Origin of the sequence: Pseudidiomarina indica, assembly GCF_900104245.1 — a bacterium.
In the GTDB taxonomy this organism is placed as follows: domain Bacteria; phylum Pseudomonadota; class Gammaproteobacteria; order Enterobacterales; family Alteromonadaceae; genus Pseudidiomarina; species Pseudidiomarina indica.
This window is the reverse complement of record NZ_FMXN01000002.1, coordinates 171,653-185,462: the sequence shown is the minus strand read 5'-3', so window position 1 is coordinate 185,462 and position 13,810 is coordinate 171,653. Positions and strand designations below refer to the sequence as shown.

General features: G+C 51.3%; 12 protein-coding genes. 8 read left to right on the top strand and 4 right to left on the bottom strand.

What is annotated here, in order from left to right; translation table 11 throughout:
- Window position 1: 1 nt before the first annotated feature.
- From astE to BLP64_RS02530, 4 genes are all read left to right on the top strand, one after another.
- The gene (gene astE / locus BLP64_RS02545) at window positions 2-1,060 is read left to right on the top strand and encodes a succinylglutamate desuccinylase (protein ID WP_092591444.1); all 1,059 of its coding nucleotides are present in this window, start codon (window positions 2-4) and stop codon (window positions 1,058-1,060) included.
- An 86-nt stretch (window positions 1,061-1,146) separates the two neighbouring features.
- Window positions 1,147-2,343: a thiamine pyrophosphate-dependent dehydrogenase E1 component subunit alpha gene (locus BLP64_RS02540; protein ID WP_092591442.1), complete on the top strand. Its 1,197-nt coding sequence runs from the start codon at window positions 1,147-1,149 to the stop codon at window positions 2,341-2,343.
- A gap of 2 nt (window positions 2,344-2,345) precedes the next feature.
- Window positions 2,346-3,323 (top strand): alpha-ketoacid dehydrogenase subunit beta, encoded by a 978-nt coding sequence (locus BLP64_RS02535; protein WP_092591440.1) that lies wholly within the window; start codon window positions 2,346-2,348, stop codon window positions 3,321-3,323.
- 14 nt (window positions 3,324-3,337) lie between these two features.
- The gene (locus BLP64_RS02530; RefSeq protein ID WP_092591438.1) at window positions 3,338-4,882 is read left to right on the top strand and encodes a dihydrolipoyllysine-residue acetyltransferase; all 1,545 of its coding nucleotides are present in this window, start codon (window positions 3,338-3,340) and stop codon (window positions 4,880-4,882) included.
- 78 nt (window positions 4,883-4,960) lie between these two features.
- Here the strand turns inward: BLP64_RS02530 and BLP64_RS02525 are convergent, their stop codons facing one another.
- Together BLP64_RS02525 and BLP64_RS02520 are read right to left on the bottom strand one after the other, a co-directional pair.
- A complete protein-coding gene (locus tag BLP64_RS02525) occupies window positions 4,961-5,746 on the bottom strand; it encodes an SDR family oxidoreductase (RefSeq protein WP_092591436.1) in 786 nt (261 codons plus the stop codon).
- Window positions 5,747-5,756: 10 nt separating this feature from the next.
- A complete protein-coding gene (locus BLP64_RS02520) occupies window positions 5,757-7,307 on the bottom strand; it encodes an AbgT family transporter (RefSeq protein ID WP_092591434.1) in 1,551 nt (516 codons plus the stop codon).
- 83 nt (window positions 7,308-7,390) lie between these two features.
- On the opposite strand from BLP64_RS02520, the gene rnhB reads away from it, so the two are divergent.
- Window positions 7,391-7,966, top strand: coding sequence for a ribonuclease HII (gene rnhB, locus BLP64_RS02515; protein WP_176754896.1), 576 nt, complete (start codon window positions 7,391-7,393; stop codon window positions 7,964-7,966).
- Here rnhB and argE read toward each other — a convergent pair.
- Complete coding sequence (gene argE / locus BLP64_RS02510; protein ID WP_233340088.1) at window positions 7,938-9,071, bottom strand: acetylornithine deacetylase; 1,134 nt, start codon at window positions 9,069-9,071, stop codon at window positions 7,938-7,940. The two genes, rnhB and argE, sit on opposite strands and share 29 nt — an antisense overlap.
- A gap of 76 nt (window positions 9,072-9,147) precedes the next feature.
- The gene (locus tag BLP64_RS02505; RefSeq protein ID WP_092591428.1) at window positions 9,148-9,711 is read right to left on the bottom strand and encodes a porin; all 564 of its coding nucleotides are present in this window, start codon (window positions 9,709-9,711) and stop codon (window positions 9,148-9,150) included.
- A 170-nt stretch (window positions 9,712-9,881) separates the two neighbouring features.
- On the opposite strand from BLP64_RS02505, the gene BLP64_RS02500 reads away from it, so the two are divergent.
- Genes BLP64_RS02500 through BLP64_RS02490 form a run of 3 tightly spaced genes read left to right on the top strand, consistent with a single transcriptional unit; the run spans window position 9,882 to window position 13,752 of the window.
- On the top strand, window positions 9,882-10,814 hold the full coding sequence (locus BLP64_RS02500; protein ID WP_092591426.1) for an isopenicillin N synthase family dioxygenase: 933 nt from the start codon (window positions 9,882-9,884) through the stop codon (window positions 10,812-10,814).
- A 17-nt stretch (window positions 10,815-10,831) separates the two neighbouring features.
- Window positions 10,832-12,568 (top strand): bifunctional metallophosphatase/5'-nucleotidase, encoded by a 1,737-nt coding sequence (locus BLP64_RS02495; protein ID WP_233340080.1) that lies wholly within the window; start codon window positions 10,832-10,834, stop codon window positions 12,566-12,568.
- Window positions 12,565-13,752 carry a multidrug effflux MFS transporter gene (locus tag BLP64_RS02490; protein ID WP_092591424.1) on the top strand — a complete coding sequence of 396 codons (1,188 nt, stop codon included), beginning with the start codon at window positions 12,565-12,567 and terminating at the stop codon, window positions 13,750-13,752. Before BLP64_RS02495 ends, BLP64_RS02490 begins: the two co-directional genes overlap by 4 nt.
- Window positions 13,753-13,810 lie beyond the last annotated feature (58 nt).

Sequence of the window (13,810 nt, the reverse complement as noted above, 5' to 3'; positions counted from 1 at the left end):
AATGCGTCAAGATGTATTGAAGTGGACCATTGCTCGTTATTTTGAAGCCATTCAACAGCCGTTGCCGGCGTCATTGCCCGCTGCCATAACGCCTGATCCGAAAGCCGAGGATTGGGGCACTGAGCAGGTGGTGCATGACACCACCATTGAGTTTTGGGACGCCGGGGTGATTGTGGTGGAGCCCAAACAGCCAGCAGGGAAGGACGTGGTGATTTCTTGCGGCGTTCACGGCAACGAAACGGCCCCGATTGAACTTGTACGCGATATCTTACAAGACATTCTGAGTGGTCAGTTGCGGGTGTGTCAGCGGGTACTGTTTCTGTTTGGCAACCCGTTGGCCATGGTGAACGGCACACGGTTTGTCGACACCAATATGAACCGTCTGTTTAGTGGCGCGCACCAACAGGGAACATCGCTGGAGCATCAGCGTGCAGCACAGCTGGAACACTATGTCACCCGGTTTTATCGTCAATCACAGCGGTTCCATTACGACTTGCATACGGCCATTCGCGACTCGGCCTTTGAAAAGTTTGTGATTTACCCGTTTCCGCATGATAACCCGTACCGTAAAGATCAGCTCACTTTCTTGGCTGAATGCGGCATTCACACGGTGCTATTAAATCAAGCGCCTACCACCACGTTCAGTTATTACAGCGTTCGTACGCATCAGGCGAACGGATTTACGGTGGAATTAGGCAAGGTGCAGCCGTTTGGTGAAAATGACATGTCACGGTTTACCGACGTGGACCGCATGTTGCGCCAATTAATCAGCCAACCCAGTCTGCAATTACCAGAATTTGATCCAAACCGGCATCAAATTTTTGATGTTCAGCGTACCATTAACCGCGAAACCGATGATTTCAAACTGCACTTTGCTGAAAATGTCGCCAACTTCACTGAATTTGAGGTGGGTTATTTATTGGCCACCGATGGCAGTAAAGAATATCGTGTGGAGCAAGCCGGTGAACGAATTATCTTCCCCAATGCCCAAGTAGAGAAAGGGCAGCGGGCTTTATTGTTAGTCAAACCCATTGCTTTAGAACAGTTGAAACTGGTCTGATTTTTGGTGTTTTACCGTACACCTTATTTGCATGTCAGTTAACGTAAAGGTAAAGTGTGCGCAATTTTTCTTACAACGAGAAAGTTATGGCTAAAGATACACAACATCAATTGGACATTGTCACCCAGCCACAATTTATTGATGGCTCGGCGTTAACCATTCCAATGTTTCAGATCTTGTCTGAAGATGGAACCATTCGTAAAGGTGCGAAAGCCCCCGAGATGGATAAAGAACTGGCGTTGAAGATTTTTTCAACCATGCAGTTTATCCGTATTCTTGATGAGCGCATGATCGCGGCACAGCGCCAAGGTCGCATCAGCTTCTATTTATCGTCATTAGGCGAAGAGGCGGCCAGTATCGGTTCTGCTGCGGCCTTGATTCCAGAAGATATGATCATGGGCCAATACCGTGAGCAGGGCGCGTTGGCGTTCCGTGGCTTTACGGTTGAACAGTTCATGAACCAGCTGTTCTCCAACGAGCGTGACTTCGGGAAAGGGCGTCAAATGCCAGTGCACTATGGCTGTGCAGACTTGAACTTTATGACCATCGCCTCGCCACTGGCAACGCAAATCCCACAAGCAACGGGCTACGCGTACGGCCAAAAAATGGATAAAAGCGGCACCTGCACCATCTGTTACTTTGGTGAAGGCGCGGCGTCCGAAGGTGACTTCCACGCGGGTTTAAACATGGCATCGGTGTACAAAGTACCGGTGATTTTCTTCTGTCGTAACAACGGTTATGCAATTTCAACTCCATCTCAGGGCGAACAATACGGCGGTGACGGGATTGCGCCGCGTGGTGTAGCCTATGGCATGAAAACCATTCGCGTGGATGGTAACGACGTGTTTGCCGTGTACGAAGCAACCCGTCTGGCACGTGAACTTGCGGTTGAGCACAATGAGCCCGTGTTAATTGAAGGCATGAGCTACCGGATGGCCGGGCACTCCACCTCGGATGACCCAACTGGCTACCGCACCCGTGAAGAAGAAAATGCGTGGAAAGGCAAAGATCCTGTGGTTCGTTTCCAAAAATGGTTGCAAAACCAAGGTTGGATTACCGAAGAACAAGCCGAACAAAATTATGAAGAGAAAAAGGCCATGGTCTTGGCGGCATTGAAAGAAGCTGAAACCATTCCTGTTCCGCATATTGATGAGATCATCGAAGACGTTTATGACACTCCACCGAAGCATTTGCAGAAGCAATTGGCTGAGTTGAAGGCACACATCCGTAAGTACCCTGAAGCTTATCCGAAAACCGCGCCGCGTATTGATGGAGGTAAATAAGCATGGCTAAGATGAATTTATTACAAGCTGTCAATAGCGCGCTTGATATCGCAATGGCCAAAAGCGACAAAGTGTATAGCTTTGGTGAAGATACTGGTTCGTTTGGTGGCGTATTCCGTGCGACCTCTGGGTTAACGGAAAAGTACGGCCGCCATCGCAACTTTAACACGCCGCTGGTGGAGCAAGGCATTATTGGTTTTGCGAACGGCTTAGCCTCACAAGGCAGCTACGCGGTTGCTGAAATTCAATTTGGCGATTACATCTTCCCAGCGTTTGACCAAATTGTGAACGAAGCGGCCAAGTTCCGTTATCGCTCAGGCAATGAGTTTAACGTGGGTGGCTTGACCATTCGTACGCCATACGGCGGCGGTATTTCAGGCGGCCACTATCACTCGCAATCACCAGAAGCCTATTTCGCTCATACGCCAGGCATGAAAATTGTGATGCCACGCAACCCTTACATGGCGAAAGGGTTGTTGTTGAGCGCAATTTTCGACCCGAACCCAGTGCTGTTTATGGAGCCAAAGCGCTTGTATCGTGCCGCAGTGGGTGAGGTGCCAGAAGGCGAGTACATGCTCGAACTCGGCAAAGCGGATATTGTGCAAGAAGGAACGGACGTGACCGTTCTTGCTTGGGGTGCGCAAGTTGAAATTGCTGAAAAAGCGGCTGAAATGGCTGCCCAAGATGGCATCTCGTGCGAAGTGATTGACCTGGTCACCATTTTACCTTGGGATGTCGATACCGTAGCTGAGTCGGTTAGAAAAACCGGACGCTTGGTGGTGACGCAAGAAGCGCCATTAACCAACGGCTTTGCTAGCGAAGTGGCGGCGACCATTCAAGAAGAGTGCTTCTTGTACCTAGAGTCACCCATTGCTCGCGTATGTGGCTTGGATACCCCGTATCCACTTAGCCACGAAAAAGAATATTTTGTCGATCACCTGAAAGTCTATGAAGCCATTAAAGCTTCGATGACCTACTAAGAGGCCCGCAGACGATGAGTAAAGATTTTATCTTACCCGATATTGGCGAAGGGATAGTCGAGTGTGAGGTGGTTGAGTGGTTGGTGAAAGAAGGCGATCAAGTCAAAGAAGATCAGCCCATTGTGGATGTGATGACTGATAAAGCCTTGGTACAAATTCCAGCCAAAGAAGATGGCGTGATTAGCAAGTTGTACTATGCGCAAGGGGAAATTGCCAAGGTGCATGCCCCGTTGTATGCCATTGAAACTGCGGATTCCGCGGCAGCAACTGCGGCACCAGCGGCGGTTGAAGCAACTCCAGCACCTGTTCAAACGGCGGCGGAAGCGGTGACCGACTTTATTTTGCCTGATATTGGCGAAGGCATTGTCGAGTGTGAAGTGGTTGAATGGCAGGTCAAAGAAGGCGATACGGTGGTGGAAGACCAGCCGATTGTTGACGTGATGACGGATAAAGCCTTGGTGCAGATCCCAGCGAAAGAAAATGGCGTGATTGCCAAGCTGTACTATGCGCAAGGGGAAATTGCCAAGGTGCACGCGCCACTGTACGCGATTCGCACGGCAGCAGCTGCTACAAGCGCACAGCCAACAGCGGCAACGCCGGCAAGTTCGACGACTGCAACCACGACACCAGCAGCCACAGTGCCAGCCGCTGCAGCGCGGCCAGGCAAAGCCATTGCCAGCCCAGCAGTGCGTCGTCGGGCGCGCGAACTGGATATCGATATTAGTTTGGTGCCAGGCTCAGGGGCAAAAGGCCGTGTGTTGAAAGAAGACGTGGAAGCCTTTGCGCGTCAAGGTGGCGCAGTGGCCGAAGCGGCGATCGCAGCACCAGCAGCGGTTGCGGTCACCAGCACCGGCGGGACTCGAGTGGAACCAATCCGTGGCGTGAAAGCGGCCATGGCGAAGCAAATGATGAGGTCGGTGAGCACTATTCCACACTTCACCTATGCGGATGAATTCGACTTAACCGAACTGATTGCCTTACAGCAGAAGCTGAAAGAAAAGTATGCCGAGCAAGGCATTCGGATCACCATGATGCCGTTTTTCATCAAGGCGTTATCCTTGGCATTGAGTGAATTCCCGGTCATGAACGCGCAAGTGAATGACGAGTGTACTGAAATTACTTACTTTGATGATCACAACATCGGCATGGCGGTGGATACCAAAATTGGCTTGTTAGTCCCGAATATTAAGCAGGTACAAAACAAGTCGATTATTGAAGTTGCCCAAGAAGTCTCACGCTTGACCCAAGCGGCTCGAGATGGACGTGTTGCCCAAGAAGATATGAAAGGAGGCACCATTTCCATTTCGAATATCGGCGTGATTGGTGGCACGGTAGCAACCCCAATTATCAATAAGCCTGAGGCGGCGATTGTGGCGCTTGGTAAAGTGCAAGAACTGCCACGCTTTGATGCGAACGGCCAAGTAGTGGCACGCAAGTTGATGACGGCCAGTTGGTCGGGTGACCATCGTATTATTGACGGTGGAACCATTGCTCGCTTCAATAAGCGTTGGCAAGAGTTCTTGGAAGACCCAACCAGCATGTTAGTGCATATGAGATAAGTTGATCGTCTGAAGCTAAAAAAAACGTCACTCTGGCAACAGGGTGACGTTTTTTGATCAAGAGCAGTGAAAAGAAAGTTAGCGGTTGGCGACCATCCGGCGCACCAACCCGGGTAGAAAACGCTGCAAAAAGGGCGCTAGCTTCGACAAGCCGGAACCCACCACCACTTCATCTTTTCTTTTTGCGATGGCTTGCAGGGAACGGCGAGCACATTCTTCTGCCGAAATACCGCCAGCGTTGTCTGGGTCTGCTTGGCCTAAGGGCGAGCCATCCCCAGTGAGCGAGTTATGCGCCACTTGAGTGTTAATGAAGCCCGGCAAAATAGAGGTGACCGTGAGCCCAGCATGCGCTGTTTCAGCACGTAAGGAGTCCATGAACCCAAGCACGCCAAACTTCGCGCCATTGTATCCGCTGCGGAGCTTGGTCCCGACTTTTCCTGCCACGCTGGAGACCGTTACAATATGCCCCGACCCACGTTGCACCATGCCAGGCAATACCAACTTGGTGAGGGCAACCACGGCAAAGTAGTCAATTTCCATGAGTTGGCGATATACCGCCAAATCGGTGTCTAAAATCAGTGAACGTTGCGACACACCGGCATTGTTGATGAGAATATCAATCTGCGTATCGCCGAGGGCTTCTTGTGCTTGCGCGGCCGCTTGTTCGGGCTGGCTTAAATCCAGCGCTAACACCCGATGGTGCTGAGGCTGGGCGAGCTGCTGGCGGACCTGTTCAAGGACCTCTGCCCGCCGGGCCGTTAAGATTAACTGAGCCCCGGCAGCGGCCAGTTGTTGCGCCATGGCTAAACCGATGCCAGACGAGGCACCGGTTAACCAGACTGTTTTCCCCTGGAAGTAATCCATTGGCGTATCCTTAGCCGGCTACAGGGTAGGTGTAACTGGATTGGATACCCAGCGGAATACCGAGCAACCAGTACAGCACTAAGTAGGCGCTCCAGATCACCAACAAACTAATGGTATACGGCAGCATCATGGCAACCAAGGACCCAATACCCGTATTTTTCACGTAGCGTTGGCAATATACCACCACTAACGGGAAGTACGGCAGTAACGGGGTAATGATGTTACTGGTGGAATCCCCCACACGGTAGGCGGCTTGGGTTAAATCCGGTGAATAGCCTAATTGCATGAGCATGGGAACAAAAATGGGTGAAATCAGCGCCCATTTGGCCGACGCAGAACCAATAAATAAGTTGATGATTGCCACTAGCACAATCAACAACACCATGGTCACGCCACCACTGAGTTCTAAGGAACTTAATGCTTGCGCACCCTTAATGGAAATTAAGGTTCCCAGGTTGGAGTCGGTGAAGGCTTTGATGAACAGCGCACAGAAGAAGGCCATGACTAAATAATAGGCCATGCCTTCCATGGATTTGCTCATGGCGCCAATCACGTCCTGCGAAGATTTAAAGGTGCCGGCAATATAGCCATGCACGATACCAGGAATAATGAATAGTAAGAAAATGAGCGGCACAATCATTTGCATCAAAGGTGCTTGGAAAGATGCAATAGAACCCGTGCTATCTGCTAATGGCGTGTTGTCGGCCGTGGCAGAAAAATACAGTAATACCAAACCTGCCACCATGGTCAGTACCGCGGCATAGAACGCCTTGCGATCGCGCGGGGTGACGTCATCCAAGGTTGGCATTTCTTTTTGGTCACCGTCCACCTTGGCGGTGCGTTGTAGGCGCGGCTCAATAACTCGGTCGGTGAGGTACCACCCGACTAACACCACGATAATAGCTGACGAAGCAGTGAAGAAGTAGTTATTGAGTGTGTTCAGTTGAACGGCGGGGTCAAGAATTTGCGCAGCAGTTTGGGTGAACTCTTGTAACAATGGATCGATCGCCGATGGAATAAAGTTGGCACTGAAACCACCTGAAACCCCAGCAAATGCTGCTGCAATCCCAGCTAAAGGGTGGCGTCCGGCAGCGTAGTAAATCACTCCGCCTAATGGAATAACAAGAACATAACCAGCATCAACCGCAGTATGACTGATAATAGCTACCAGAATTAATACTGGGGTGAGCAACATTTTTGGGGTGACGTTTAGCATGAGTTTAATAGCGACGTTAAAAAACCCACTACGCTCTGCCACACCTACACCTAACATGGCAACCAAGACGACGCCTAAGGGTGCAAAACCCATAAAAGTGCTCACCATTTTGACGAGAAAGTCAGCCATTTGGTCGCCAGCTAATAGGTTAGTAACTCCCACTTGCTCACCGGTTAGTGGGTGTATTGCATCGAAGCTTACGCCTGAAAGTAACCAGCTGAACACCCAGACAATAATCAATAAACCGAAGAACATTACAGCTGGATCAGGTAACTTGTTACCAACTTTTTCAACCTTATCTAGGATACGCTGTAGTAATGAAGTAGATTCTGCTGAACCACTCATGAGGAAACCCCTTGTTGTCTTGTTATTCTGATTGCAAAGAACGTATCATACCGCAACAATTGTTAACAACAAGATGAATGAGCATGATCTGTGGAACGGATGAGGCAGGGCGCGGACCCATTGCTGGGCCGGTGGTCGCTGCTGCGGTGATTTTAGACCCGCAGCACCCCATTGAGGGCATTACGGACTCAAAAAAGCTGTCTGCTAAAAAGCGCGAATTATTGAGCAAAGAAATCAAGCAAAAAGCATTGTATTGGGCCATTGCGCAATGTGATGCCGACGAAATTGACCGCCTAAACATTTTGCAGGCCTCGTTGCTGGCCATGCAACGGGCGGTGGAAGCCTTGCCGGTGCAGCCCAGCAAAGTGTTGGTAGATGGCAATAAGCTACCAAAGCTATCGATGCCTGCCGAGGCGGTGGTGGGCGGGGACGCGCTGGAAGCGTGTATTGGCGCTGCTTCGATTTTGGCGAAAGTAGAACGGGATCGGCAAATGCAGGAATGGCATGCCATTTACCCTGAGTATGACTTTGCCAAGCACAAAGCCTACCCAACAAAAATGCATTTAGAAGCACTGGAGCGCTATGGCGCGTGTCCAGTGCATCGCAGAAGTTTTGCGCCAGTAGCGCGGGTTATTGCGCGCCACACACGCGGCGAATAAGCTGCTCGATTTGTTGCTGTGCGGGCGCAATTTCACTGACCAAAATAAATTCATCGGGTTGATGCGCTTGGGCAATGTTGCCCGGGCCCATCACGATGGTTTCACAGCCTAAATCTTGCACAAACGGCGCTTCGGTACAGTAGTTGGCCGGTTCCGCAGTATTCCCCGTCAGTTCTTCGGCAATGCTGACGATTTCAGCATCGTGACGGCAGCGGTAGCCAGGAATAGGCTCGTGCATATGAATGAGTGAAATCGCATTCGGGTAGCGGGCTTTGACGTCTGCTAAGCGATGATCAATTAAATCATAGAGCTCATTCACGTTCATGCCAGGCAAGGGGCGCATATCGAGATGCAGCTCACAACAGGCACAAATACGGTTGGCCGCATCGCCGCCATGAATAGCTCCGAAGTTTAAGGTTGGGTAGGGCACTTCGAAGGTGGCGTCGTGATAGCGCTGTTTAAATTCGCTTTGAATGCCCCGTAGCTCGGTGATGACATCGTGCATGACTTCAATGGCATTCACGCCCGCGGCTGGGTTCGAACTATGGCCCGATTGCCCAATAATGCGTACAGCCTCGGTTAAATGGCCTTTGTGGCTGGTCACTGGGGTCATGGAAGTAGGCTCGCCAATCACCGCAAATTCAGGACGAAACTCAGGGAAGGCATGTAATTCACGGGCACCCGCCATGGTGGTTTCTTCATCGGCGGTCGCCAAAATGTACAAAGGTTTGGTAAGCTGTTTTAACTCAATGCCCCGCAATGCTTCGAGTACAAACGCGAAAAACCCTTTCATATCAGCGCTGCCAAGCCCGTATAAGCGGCCGTCGGCTTCATGCAGTTTAAATGGGTCGTGAGTCCAGCGGCCTTCATCCCAAGGCACAGTGTCGGTATGACCGGCTAACAGCAAGCCGCCTTGCTGCGCGAGCTCCGGCTCGTAGCGGGCCAATAAGTTGTATTTACCGGGTTGTTTCAGTTCGCGAACATCCACTTGAAAGCCAAGCAGATCGAGCCAACTGGCAAGTTTTTCAATGATGGCTTTATTGCTGGTGTCCCAACTTGGGTCAAGGCAAGAAACAGAAGGTAGTGCGATGAGTTCGCGGTACATTTGTATAAAGCTAGGCAGCTGTGGCACGGAGCATCTCCAAAACAACAAAGAATGTGCCACAGCATACCTGATTTAATTAAAAGTGGTAACTCCCACGGAAGCGAAACCCATCACCATATTCGCTGTCTTGATAGCCAACGCCAATGGAGAGATTGGTATCAAGATAGTAGTTCACGCCAACTTGATACTGGTTATCGCTGCCGCCATCGGTGTAGTCAATCCAACCGATGCCACCGTAAATTTCAAATTGATTAATGCGTTGACGCAGATTCCCTTCCACGCCATAAAAGTTGCTGTCAACGGGGCCAAAATCCACGTGACCAGCACGTACGCCAAAGTCAGCGGTTAAGCCATTGTTGAGCCAAAAGTATCGTCCGAGTTTGATATTGAAGGCATCGCTGCTGCCGCCCGCATCGTTATCAAAGTTACGGTAGTAGCCGCTGACAAAGTAGGGCGCTTTAAAGGCGTAGGAGCCTTCGAGCACTAAGCTATCCCCGTTGTCATGGTCGTTGATACCAATGCCTAGATAGTTATAGGCACTGTAGTTAGGCTGGCTAGGCGCCGTTTGGGCCTGACTCGGTGCCGCTAACAGGGTGAGGGTCACCACTGGAATGCTTAATAGAACTGGGTGTAACTTCATGATAACTCCCTTTTTGCTGTATCGTTCTGCAACATTGCTGAAATAAAGGTAGCAACTTAATCCCCCCAGCTAAAGGCGGTTTACGTAAGATTTACCCTTGTTTCATGCGGCCAAAATCCTTAGCATATACACTATAATTTCAAGTCATCTCTCCCTAGGAACTGAACCCAATGAAATCCATTCCGCATATTGATATGAGCCTGTACGGCAAAGACTTTAACGAATTTGCCCAGCACGTGGGGCAAGGCTATGAAAGCTATGGCTTTGTTGCCTTAACCAACCACGGCATTGAGCAGCAATTGATTGATGATGCGTTGGACATCTGTCGCGATTTATTTGCCTTACCTGAAGCGGTTAAAAAGCAGTACCACATTCCCGGTGGCGGCGGTACGCGCGGTTATACTCCTTTTGGGACAGAAATTGCCAAAGATGCGAAACATGTCGATTTAAAAGAATTTTGGCACGTCGGGCGTGAAATTGACGGGGAACCGCCATTTCCACAATTATTGCCAAACGTATGGCCAGCGGAACTGCCTGATTTCAAACCCAAAATTCTAGCCTTGTATGAAGCGCTGGATGCGTTAGGGCTACGAGTGCTGGAAGCCTTGGCGGTGTTCTTACAACAGCCGCGCGACTTCTTTAAGGATAAAGTGAATTTCGGCAACTCAATTTTGCGCCCGCTGCATTATCCGCCCATTATTGACGAAGGCACGCCTTCGGTACGAGCGGGTGCGCACGAAGATATTAACGTATTGACCTTATTGGTGGGCTCTCGTGAGCCGGGGCTGGAAGTGTTGGCCAAAGACGGCACCTGGATTCCAGTGACCATTATTGAAGGCGCCATTATCTGTAACGTCGGCGATATGCTACAACGGTTAACCAATGACGTGCTGCCTTCCACCACCCACCGCGTGGTGAACCCACCGGCGCCGTATAGCCATAAATCACGTTACTCCATTCCGTTCTTCTTGCACTTTAACCCGGATGTGTTGATCACGCCGTTAGCAAGCTGTGTGTCTGAGCAGAATCCCGCCAAGCATGAGCCGATTACTGCAAACGACTACTTGTTGGAGCGGTTACGCGAAATTGGTTTGATTAAATAAGAGAAGCAGCCTGATTCATGACAACAATGACACGAAGCCACTGGTTAGCCGCCGCCTTGGGCGGCTTGTTGCTAACCGGTTGTGCAAGCGCACCCAAGGACGAGCCTTATCAGCTCACCATTGCCCATATCAATGACCACCACTCGCATTTGTTGCCCATGCAACGCACTGCAATCAACGTGGATGGAACGCGCTATCGGGTGGAAACCGGTGGGTTTGCGCGGGTGGTGACCCAAATTGAAACCATTCGCGCCAACAATGATGCCGTGCTCACGCTGCATGCGGGGGATGCGGTAACCGGCACGCTGTTTTACACCTTGTTTAACGGGGTGGCCGATGCCGAAATGATGAACCATGTGTGTTTTGATGCTTTTGCGCTTGGCAACCATGAGTTTGATAACGGCGATGCGGGCTTGAAGGTGTTTTTGGATGCCCTTGCCATGAGCGAATGTAATACGGCGGTGTTAGCAGCGAACGTACAGCCCGAAGTGGGCGTGTCGCCGTTAACTCCCAAAACAGCGTGGGACAGTTTCCAACCCTATGCGATTTATCGGGTGAACGGGGAAAAGGTTGGCGTGATTGGCTTGGACATTGCCATGAAAACCAAAAACTCATCGCAGCCTGACGCCACCACGCAGTTTGCCGACGAATATGAAACGGCGCTGCATTATATTGAGGAATTGCGGGGCCTCGGCATCGAGAAAATTGGCCTACTGACCCACATTCAATATCGCAACGACTTGGAGCTTGCCGAACGCTTGCCGGCGGTGGACTTTATTATTGGCGGTGATTCCCACACCTTGCTGGGGGATTATGGTCGCTATGGCCTCCCGAGCGTGGGGCCATACCCCATGCAGGTGACCAACGCCGAGGGGGATTTGGTGTGCATTGGTCACGCGTGGCAATACAGCCAAGTGGTGGGCGAGCTGCAAATTCAATTTAACGGCGATGCCGTGAGCCATTGCGGCGGACAGCCACACTTCTTGGTGAGCACAGATGCCCCCGAAGCCATTCAACAGCTGCCACAATTCACCGCAACGGCTGAACACCCACAAGTGGTGGCGCACCTGCAACAATACCAAGCTCAGTTGGATGAACTCGCAGCGCAAGTGATTACCCAAGTGAGTGAGCGCTTATGCATGCAACGCATGGGGCCGAGCCCCTTTGATGAGTGCGGGCGCGGGCGGCAATCGGATGCCCACCAAGTGGTAGCACAAGCCTTCTTAGCCAATGTGCCGAGCGCTGACTTTGCGTTGCAAAACGGGGGCGGCGTGCGCCGTGAAATTGCCGCGGGTTCGTTCAGCATTGCCGATGCGTATGGGTTGTTACCCTTCTCGAATACCTTAATGACCATGAGCATTAGCGGGGCAGAAGTGCACGAAGTCTTGGAACAAGCGCTGGATTATGTGCTTTCGGCGGGTGGTTCAGACGGTGCTTATCCGCATGGCGCGAACATTCGCTTTGCGGTGGATATGACCGCGCCCATGGGGAAACGCATCGAGCACTTGGAAGTGCGGCAGCACAATCAGTGGCAACCCATCAATCCGGAGCAACGCTATACCATGGTCACCAATAGCTTTTTGGCGGCAGGAAACGATGGTTGGCAATTATTAGGGGAACTGTCGGCGCAAGGGCGTGCGGAGGATACCTACATTGATTATGCCCAAGCCTTCGTGAACTGGGCGCGTGAGCAAGCAACCCTCAGTCGCCCCAGCGAGCATAGCACCATAGAGTTTAAGGCGAACACGGAATGAGCCAGTATCAAGTCTCTGATCGAGCGAAGTTTGATTTAACGGTTATTGTTCTTGCATTGTTAACGGCCTTCGGGCCGTTATCTATTGATATGTACTTGCCCGCGTTCGGGGATATTGCCGCGGATTTCGGCACCCCAAGCAATCGGGTGGAGTTATCACTCACCTCCTTTTTCCTTGGTCTGTTTATTGGGCAACTGCTGTATGGCACCGCCTCCGACCGTTTTGGCCGCAAGCCACCGCTATATTTTGGGGTCACCCTGTTTATTGTGGCGTCGTTTGCCTGTGCGTTTGCACCGAACCTAGAAACCCTGATTGTGCTGCGCTTTTTGCAAGCGGTAGGCTCTTGTGCAGGGCTGGTGATTGCGCGCGCCATGGTGCGCGATTTGTATACGCCGCAAGCCTCGGCCCAGGTGTTTAGTTTTCTGATTTTGGTGATGGGGGTGGCTCCCATTTTAGCGCCGCTGGCAGGGGCTTATGTGACCGTGGCGTGGGGCTGGCCGGCTATTTTCCTGATCATCGGCGCGGTCGGTATTGCCTGTATGGCCACGGTGCATCTACGGTTGCCAGAAACCCATGCGCCGAACCCGAGTATTCGGATTCGTGATAGTTTGCCGATTTACTGGACGGTTTTGCGGGATCCCAGCTTCTTGCGTTACTCATTGAGTGGCGGCATTGCGCAAGCGGGGATGTTTGCCTATATCACCGCCTCGCCGCTGGTGTTTATTGAGCATTTTGGCATGTCACCCACCAGTTATAGCTGGCTGTTCGGCATGAATGCGGTCGGCATTATCGGTTTATCTCAATTCAACGCGTGGCTATTAACGCGGCGTGAATCTCGGAAGATTTTAAACCTCTCGCTGCCATTGCTTGGGGTGATTGCCATTGTGTTAATCATTGCCGGCTGGCAAGGCTTTGGCATGATTGGCGTGATCATTCCGCTGTTTTTATACGTGAGTACGTTGGGGCTGGTGTTCCCCAACGCTATGGCGGGTGCGTTAGCTGAACAGCAACAGCGCGCGGGTTCTGCGTCGGCAGTGACTGGCAGCTTGCAGTTTTTAATTGCCGGCGTGATGTCTGCGGTGGTCAACGTACTGGGGCATTATCACCCACTGGCCATGGTCTTTGTGATGGGCGGTTGCGGATTAACCGCTGTGTTGGTGTACCGCTTATTGCGGCGTGAATGATAAGAGACAAAAAAGCCCACCGAAGTTGGTGGGCTTTTTTATTTCACGAGAATCTCGC